General features: G+C 47.7%; 10 protein-coding genes. 5 read left to right on the top strand and 5 right to left on the bottom strand.

All coding sequences use genetic code 11. The annotated features are described in order from the left end of the window. Positions 1–370 (top strand): recombinase family protein (locus ABF979_RS15645; RefSeq protein WP_415560642.1); only part of this gene is annotated, 370 nt, incomplete at its 5' end. A gap of 58 nt (positions 371–428) precedes the next feature. Then, complete coding sequence (locus tag ABF979_RS15640) at positions 429–737, top strand: helix-turn-helix domain-containing protein (RefSeq protein WP_415560641.1); 309 nt, start codon at positions 429–431, stop codon at positions 735–737. 6 nt (positions 738–743) lie between these two features. Here ABF979_RS15640 and ABF979_RS15635 read toward each other — a convergent pair whose 3' ends face one another. The 4 genes from ABF979_RS15635 to ABF979_RS15620 form a co-directional block, all read right to left on the bottom strand. Continuing rightward, entirely contained in the window at positions 744–1,037 is a 294-nt protein-coding gene (locus tag ABF979_RS15635) for a hypothetical protein (protein WP_415498725.1), read from the bottom strand. A gap of 92 nt (positions 1,038–1,129) precedes the next feature. After that, complete coding sequence (locus ABF979_RS15630; protein ID WP_279185443.1) at positions 1,130–1,711, bottom strand: hypothetical protein; 582 nt, start codon at positions 1,709–1,711, stop codon at positions 1,130–1,132. Positions 1,712–1,774: 63 nt separating this feature from the next. Further along, on the bottom strand, positions 1,775–2,089 hold the full coding sequence (locus ABF979_RS15625) for a hypothetical protein (protein WP_279185442.1): 315 nt from the start codon (positions 2,087–2,089) through the stop codon (positions 1,775–1,777). A gap of 51 nt (positions 2,090–2,140) precedes the next feature. After that, positions 2,141–2,506 (bottom strand): hypothetical protein, encoded by a 366-nt coding sequence (locus ABF979_RS15620; RefSeq protein ID WP_143216469.1) that lies wholly within the window; start codon positions 2,504–2,506, stop codon positions 2,141–2,143. 132 nt (positions 2,507–2,638) lie between these two features. Between ABF979_RS15620 and ABF979_RS15615 the strand changes: the two genes are divergently transcribed. The 3 genes from ABF979_RS15615 (at position 2,639) to ABF979_RS15605 (ending at position 5,286) form a co-directional block, all read left to right on the top strand. After that, positions 2,639–3,199, top strand: a complete 561-nt coding sequence (locus ABF979_RS15615) for a recombinase family protein (protein ID WP_279185441.1) — start codon at positions 2,639–2,641, stop codon at positions 3,197–3,199. Positions 3,200–3,528: 329 nt separating this feature from the next. Beyond that, complete coding sequence (locus tag ABF979_RS15610; RefSeq protein ID WP_253545180.1) at positions 3,529–4,140, top strand: hypothetical protein; 612 nt, start codon at positions 3,529–3,531, stop codon at positions 4,138–4,140. Positions 4,141–4,179: 39 nt separating this feature from the next. Continuing rightward, on the top strand, positions 4,180–5,286 hold the full coding sequence (locus tag ABF979_RS15605) for an XRE family transcriptional regulator (protein ID WP_279185440.1): 1,107 nt from the start codon (positions 4,180–4,182) through the stop codon (positions 5,284–5,286). 109 nt (positions 5,287–5,395) lie between these two features. Here ABF979_RS15605 and ABF979_RS15600 read toward each other — a convergent pair whose 3' ends face one another. Next, complete coding sequence (locus ABF979_RS15600) at positions 5,396–7,126, bottom strand: hypothetical protein (RefSeq protein ID WP_415498726.1); 1,731 nt, start codon at positions 7,124–7,126, stop codon at positions 5,396–5,398. Positions 7,127–7,296: the final 170 nt, after the last annotated feature.

Below are 7,296 nucleotides of genomic sequence, written 5' to 3'. Positions count from 1 at the left end.
GATTGCACGGCTTGACCGCCTTGGACGGGATACTGTGGATGTCCTGAATCTGCTGCGGATACTGGATGAAGAAGGTATTAGGGTACGAATACTGAATATCGGCGCAGAAACCGGTACTCCCAATGGCCGCATGTTTTTAACAATTCTCATGGCGATTGCAGAATTTGAACGTGAATTGATCCGGGAGCGAACACGCGCCGGGCTGGCTGCAATCAGGGCATCGGGAAAAAAACTCGGTCGTCCAGACTGCCTGACAAAGCGACAGCAAAGCCATATTCGTGATTTATCGGAAAATGGTATGTCTTTGCGGGAGATTGCCGCAATTTTTAAAGTCAGTAAATCAACAGTCCATCGTGTTGTCAGGGGATAGTGTTTTCAAAATATGATCTGAACAGTTTATGCATTCAGTAAGTGCCATATTATGAGCTATGTCTGTTTCAGGTCATGAATATTCATTTGTATCAGGTTGTTGGCAAGTTATGACAGATGACAAGGAAATCGCCCTGCCTGCTGATCCCAACGATCCAGAAGACAGACCCGTATCCAAATCGGGGCTTGTGATGGCTCATAGAGGACGAAAGCTACGGATGGCCAGGGCAGGGTTGGGTCTCTCTCAGGAAGCCTTTTCTGCTCTTTTAGGAGTATTTTCCGTGGAATTGCTGTCGTGGGAACAGGCTCGCCAGAAGATACCGGAAGACGTTTTTGCCAAATTATTGGACATTAAAGCAAGCCAGTAAGACGGATTATGGATCATGTGACGGGTGGAACTGGCTTCCTGCTGGGAGATAGTTCTGGCTCCTAGAATGCTGCCCAGCGGTAATGGAAGGCATGATAACCGTGCGTTGCTGGCTATCATATTCTTTTATCTCCTTTTTCCATTTGTGGCGTTGCCATGCGCCATAGGCACAGCCTGCCATTGCCCCCATGACTGCGTGACCAGAGCGCATGAAGTGACCTGCCACGGCTCCCGCAGCGCCATCAGCAATACATCCGTGAGGGCGGGCAGAGGGTGTGACTTGCCCGATGCTCTGCGCCAAGGATTGCAGAGGGGCTAATGATATGATTAGAAAAAACAATGAAAAAAAGCGCTTTTCCATAACTGCAATTCCCTACAAGACTTATTTTATTGTCATGATATGGAGGAAATGAAATCAGGATTTTTAAGAAGTTCCTGCGTGAACAGTCTGTATTTCTGAGTGATCGGAGCAAGTCGTCTTGCCATTTTAATGATTAACGGTATGAAAAATAGGAGGCTTATGCCAAGAGTGGGAATGGCTAATGTCCATATGATTATACTCATATGTGACTCTGATGCTGATGCATTCAGGTCTTTAAAGCTACTTTTCCCACTGAATGCATCATCATAAAATGTGATACTATCTGTATTATGATTATAGAAAAGAAGATATTTCCCGTCTTCAACGCCTTCTGATGCACCCCAGATCAGGGTGACACGTTGTCCTTCACGGCATCGGATGTTCGCATCGCTCATTTCCCGCTCATGACCGCTCAGTGATACAATCCAGAAATTCTGATGTTGTTCTGTAGACGATCTGATCTGTGGGGCATTAATTTGTCCGCCATAGACGGGATGGATATAACCACCGCCACCATCGGATTTTAAGCTGGTGGATGTCCATTTCTGGAGGCTGTAAACATCGCCGCTAATTCCATGAAACCATACTGGAGAACCATCAATGGTGAATTTCATGATATTCCTCACTAAGGATAAAATGTTTATTTGATGGAATCCTGTGGATTAAAATAAGAATTTCTATTCTGGAACTCTAATCCATTTACCGTTGTTTTTTGCAAATCTTAACTCAGCATTATCTACAAAATTACCTTGTTGAATTTTCAACTGGCAGATGTAAGCGATATTGCCTTTTCTGCATTTTCTTTCGAGAACACTGATTTTATTGGGTGGCTGTTCGTTCGCTCCCTGTTGAGGGTCATTTTGGAATTCCTGACTGAGAACTGTTTCAATTTCTTTTATTGAAGGTTCTTCGTCTCCACAGGCGGACAGGAAAAGGAAAGGTATTAATATAAATAAAGAAGACTTTGGTTTTGATCGATAATATAGTGACATCACATGATCTCTGAGCCGTGGAATTTAAAGTCAGGATTATCGTTCTGGAGTTTAAAGAGAAGGTGCAGGCTGCTCATGTGCGAGGCTCCACTTGCCATCCTCATGATGTATGACCCGTAGGGTATTTTCATGAGGCTCATCATTAAGAGTGAAGCTGACGGTGCAATCGAAAGCTGAATCGAAGTTTTTCAGAGCTTCACAGCTTTGCTTAACAATTTTAATGGCTTCGACATCTACTCTGGCTTGTCGACGATTGCCGCCAAATAACATGTTGAAGCCACTGGGCTGGCTGAGTAGATCGGCTTCGAGTTGAGCCATTTCGCCCTGACTGGGCGTTCCACCGGAACAGGCGGAGAGCATAAGAGGTAAAGCCAGAAGAGTCATGTGTAAGAGACGAGAAGGAGAACTTTCGAGCATTTTTCTGAACCAAGAAGTTACGTGATATCGTTGTCAAAATCCGTCGTTTTTGGGACAAAAGGCTTCCGAAGCACAAACAGAGTAAAATGGCGTCTCAAAAACGTGTCCCGTTTACATAAGGAGACACAAACGATGGCGCGTTATGGTTACGCTCGTATTTCCACCGATGAACAGAGTCATGATCCTCAGCTTCTTGAGTTGAGGCGGGAGGGACTTGAAGAGATCATTACCGATACTGTTTCAGGACGCATCCCGGCGGTGGAACGCCCTGGGTTGTCCTCCTTATTGAACCGGCTTGGAAAGGGAGACAGTATGGTCGTGGCACGTCTGGATCGCCTTGGACGTGATACCGTCGATGTCATGGGATTGGTCAGGAGCCTTACAGAGAGCGGCGTTCGTGTGCGAATATTGAATATTGGGATTGAGACGGGCACCCCGAACGGTCAGCTTTTTTTGACCATCCTGGCGGGTTTCGCTCAGTTTGAGCGGGAAATTATCCGGGAGCGGACGCGAGCGGGCCTGGAAGCCGCGCGTCAGGCTGGAAAACGATTGGGGAGGTGCCCTATCCTGACGTCCCGTCAAAAAAAGCATGCCTGTGAATTGAAGCAGGCCGGGAGATCACTGGCAGAAATTGCAAAAATTTTTCGGGTCAGTCGGAGCACGGTCTGGCGCACGGTTCAGTGCGGGGTATAGCGTGCCAAAAAGCAGGTTTTAGGGACAGTAGCGACGTCGTCTGTTCGAGGCAGCTTGACAAGCTTCCAGAAACGACCGTTTTTCGGACACGAAACGTTGCGGGAAGCGTGATGGTTGCGTTGGGCTATGATCATTTCATATCGACTTTCGTCTTCATCTTAGAAATTCATTGCAATAATTTATATTTCCGAAAACAGACATAAATAACGCAAGGGCAAGTGTTTCCTTTTGCTGGTTTGTCAGTAACTGAGCGGTGTGGTTTACAAAAAAGATTCAGGTTGACAAATTTTCTATAATGCCCAGATTAACGTGTAGAATGGAAATGCGCGATGGCAGGCATGGGTATGGAACGAAAAACTCCTCAAGATTATCATCCTGATCTTACAGAAGGGCGGCTAGTCATGCTTGCGCAAGCAATTGCTCAGGCACGTGCAAATGCTGTTATTCATCATAATCCCGAAATTGGGGATATTGGTTGGACGTTAGGCTCCAGAGGATTCACGTGTAGTCTGAAAGAAATCGCAACTCTTTCCGAGAAGGAAGATTGGCTTTCCATAGAAGATGCAAGCCTTCATTTTGTATTTAAAATCGGTGCTGCAACAGTAAGGTTTTATAGAGGCGAACCTGACAAGCCTAACCGCAGGACATTACGGCGCACGCATTCTGAGGTTTTGCAGGAATCTTTTTTATTTCCTGAAGAAGATGAGGATGTCATTTTCCGTATCGCTGTAGATACAGACGTGGAGGGATATGCTGACAACATTTATTTGGTCTGTTTTCGTGGAGAGGCGGTGGTACAACACTGGATTATCCCGTATAAAGAAGGCGCAGTCAGTATTCCGGTTGTTTTGGAAGATATTGCCAAGTCGGAAGGTGTGGATATACCACCTGCTCCTGTTGGCATCCCTGGCGAAGAGAAGAAACAGGATGATGCCTCTTAAACACGGTTTGAAAGCACTTTTTCATGAGGGTCAGGTGTTATGCAACGCTCTGAGAAACCATTCTCTGGCGGTCAGTTGCGCATAGCGCGTTTAGCAAATTGTTTTTCATTGGATGAAATGGGGGAAAAGGTAGGAGTAACACGGCAATATATGCATCAACTGGAATCCGGAGCGAAGCTTCCTAATCAGGAAATGGAAGAAGCTTTGGCTGACGCTACAGGTGTGTTGTCACGTTTCTTCAGACTTACTGATCTGGCACCATTGGTGCCGGAACAGTGTCATTTTCGGAAGCAAGCTACGACGCCTCAGATGGTGAAAAGTCAGGCTCTGGCGCGCGGGACCATTCTTGGAATGGTGATCGATCGACTTGATACAATGCTTAGCCTGCCGCCTGTCTCGTTCCCCAATATTCCCGCTCAGAGTGCGGAAGATATTGAACGCGCAGCTGAGCAGTGTCGTATAGAGTGGGGATTAGGGCTTACTGGCCCTATCACCAACATTATACGTGTGGCTGAAAATTGTGGTGCGATTGTCAGTCATTTTGAGGGCGTATCTGAGCGTGTGGATGCTCTTTCAATGGATCGCAAGCGGCCATTGATCTGTCGTAGTGAAGCTAAACCAGCAGCTTGCCGTCTGCGGTTTGATATTGCGCACGAAATTGGGCATTTGGTTATGCACCAAGGAGTGCAGACTGGAGATCGTGAAACGGAAAGCCAAGCTCATAGGTTTGCTGGCGCATTGTTAATACCTAGGTCAGTTTTTGTACGTGAGTTCCCACGTTCAAGGTATCTTAATTGGCAAAATCTGGAAGTTATGAAGTTGCGCTGGAAAGTTTCTTTGAGTGCAATCATTCATCGAGCATACGATTTACAGCTTATCGGAGCCGATCAGTACAAACGTGCTTACATTCATCTACGTAAAACAGGACAAAGCAAGAAGGAGCGCCATGATGATTACATTCAGCGTGAAGAACCAGAGTTGCTCGAGAACGCGCTCAATGTATTGGAAAATCATCAGAGCGGTTCCGTTGCTAGATTAGCCGTCAGTACTGGATTGAAAAACGAAATGTTTAAACTAGTAACAGGCTTTCCGGTACCTATGAGTAAGGCGCATTCGGTTGCGAATAATGTTGTCAACTTGTTTTAAAAGATGATTTTTTTTGGCCTTTACCATTAAAGAACAATAAAAAAATCAAAATTCTTGAATATTGTGTGTTTGTGCATAAGCAGCCTGTATGTCGTGGAGGCAGTGAGTGTTAATGTCCCATACTTGGTTGCGATGGAGTAGCAGGCATATTTCCTGCTATTCCTTTTGGAATGACAAGTTTTGAACGAAGGCGCGAGATTTCTCGCTTTGCCTGTCCTTTTTCAGATTGGTGGGCTTTGTCCCATTGTCTGATACGGTCTGTTCTCGCCTGCACCAGTCTGTCAAAACGATGCTGGAGCCATGGTTCGAGTTTTTCCGGATCAGCCATGGTGGAAAATTCGGCATCATACTGTTTCCTGAATTCTTCAAGGACAGGTCTATCCTGTTCTGTCAGGATAGACCGGACAGGTTCTGGCGGTGTTGAGCGCAACCCGACAATATGCAGCAACGCCTGTACAACAAACCGCAGGACTTCCAGAAATTTGAGCAAAAGCTGCTGGCAGACTTTTGCCAGTTTCCCGGCTCGTCCGGTCATGCGTTGCCAGCGGCTTTCTTCCGCCTGTTCCCATTCTTTTTTGGCACGACGATAACGAGTAAAGCTGCTCCGCAGTTGCTTCTGGTAGGGGGTGAGGGCTTTTCGCCATTTTGCGAGCATTTCTTCCCTCTTTAATGGTGCCCAGTCCTCTTCTGGCGCTCTCTGGTCAAGGATAGCCTGCTGCTCCTGAATGGCCTGCCTGATCCGGTGGCGGTGACGGGCTTCTTCCGCGCTGAGGATCAGCGGATACAGTGGTTTCGGAGGAATGTGTGGCGCGGTGGCTGGCCTGTCCACATCCTCCATCTGCCTGCGCCTGAGTGCGTCAATCGCTTTATTCCTGCGTGGTAGGCGGATACGTTTTGGACTCCTGTTGGGGGCAGGTGAGGCGTCGGGGGCGGAGAATATTCCAGTCTGGTCATTCTCTGATGTCATGCGCACAGGAACACGGGTGCTTCTGATATCCAGTTTCGACTTTTCGTGTTCTGCTGATTGTTCTTTTGCCAGAAGCTTTCGGAATTCCGCCATGCGCACTTTTGTCAGCCGGGTAAAACTGCCAATCAGCGTTCCATCGCTGGTTTCAATGATATGAGCACCCGGTCGGGTCTCCTTTCGATCCCCTTCGCGCATGGTCAGACCATGCTCTGTCAGTGCTGCGCGGAAAGACTTTAATCCGTCAGAGTGGCTCCAAAGAGAGGCAACAAGCTGTTTGAGTTCTGGTAGGTCAAGTCCCTGTCTTTCCGCTGTGCGGTGGGCCTGTGAGGTATAGGCGGCACGGGGCATGTCTGCTGGCTGTGCTGGAGCAAGGGCTGCGATCAATTCTGCTTCATGGACTTTGCCATCCTGTCGTAAAGCTTTGGCAATCGAGCGGTCATGGCGCCCGGCGATGAGAGCATGATCCAATCTGATTTCTTCCAGCCTTGCCAGTTTCTCCAACCGTATCCAGCTAAAACGACTGTCTAAAATATGGTCCTGCTGCCATTCAGGCAGCAGGAGATGACCATGAGTGCTGCCATCCTTTTGATGGATGACCAGTGTTGTGTGCTCAGGATCTGCATGGAACTCGTGACAGATTCTTCCCGCAAATTCTGCCAGTTGGTCATCTGTCATCGGTTCAGCAGGATTAAAGGCGATATGGCGCAGACCATAGGTCAGGTTTTCGCGTCTGGCTTCCCGCATCGCATCATGAAGCAACCATTCTGACCCAGCCATGATCTTGATGGCTTCATTTTTTGGGCCATGAAGAACATGCCTTGTAATCGCCTTGGCACCGCTTCTGGTTTTAATCCGGCTTTCCTGAATAATCATGGCTCATGACCCGGAGAGCTTTCAATGAAGAGTTGTGGCAGGCCGGGGGCACCTGCGCCGGGGTGGGCGGCTTCGTGATTGTGCCAAAAGCTCGTCAATCTGATGCAGCCTGTACGCAAGTTCGGTGAGTGTTTCCCCGCAGTGGATATGGTCACCACAATGAGCAGAGT

The sequence above is a fragment of the Gluconobacter sp. genome (genome assembly GCF_047723935.1).
Classification (GTDB): Bacteria; Pseudomonadota; Alphaproteobacteria; order Acetobacterales; family Acetobacteraceae; genus Gluconobacter.
The sequence above is the reverse complement of the archived record's forward strand: the minus strand, read 5'-3'. Positions and strand labels throughout refer to the sequence as shown.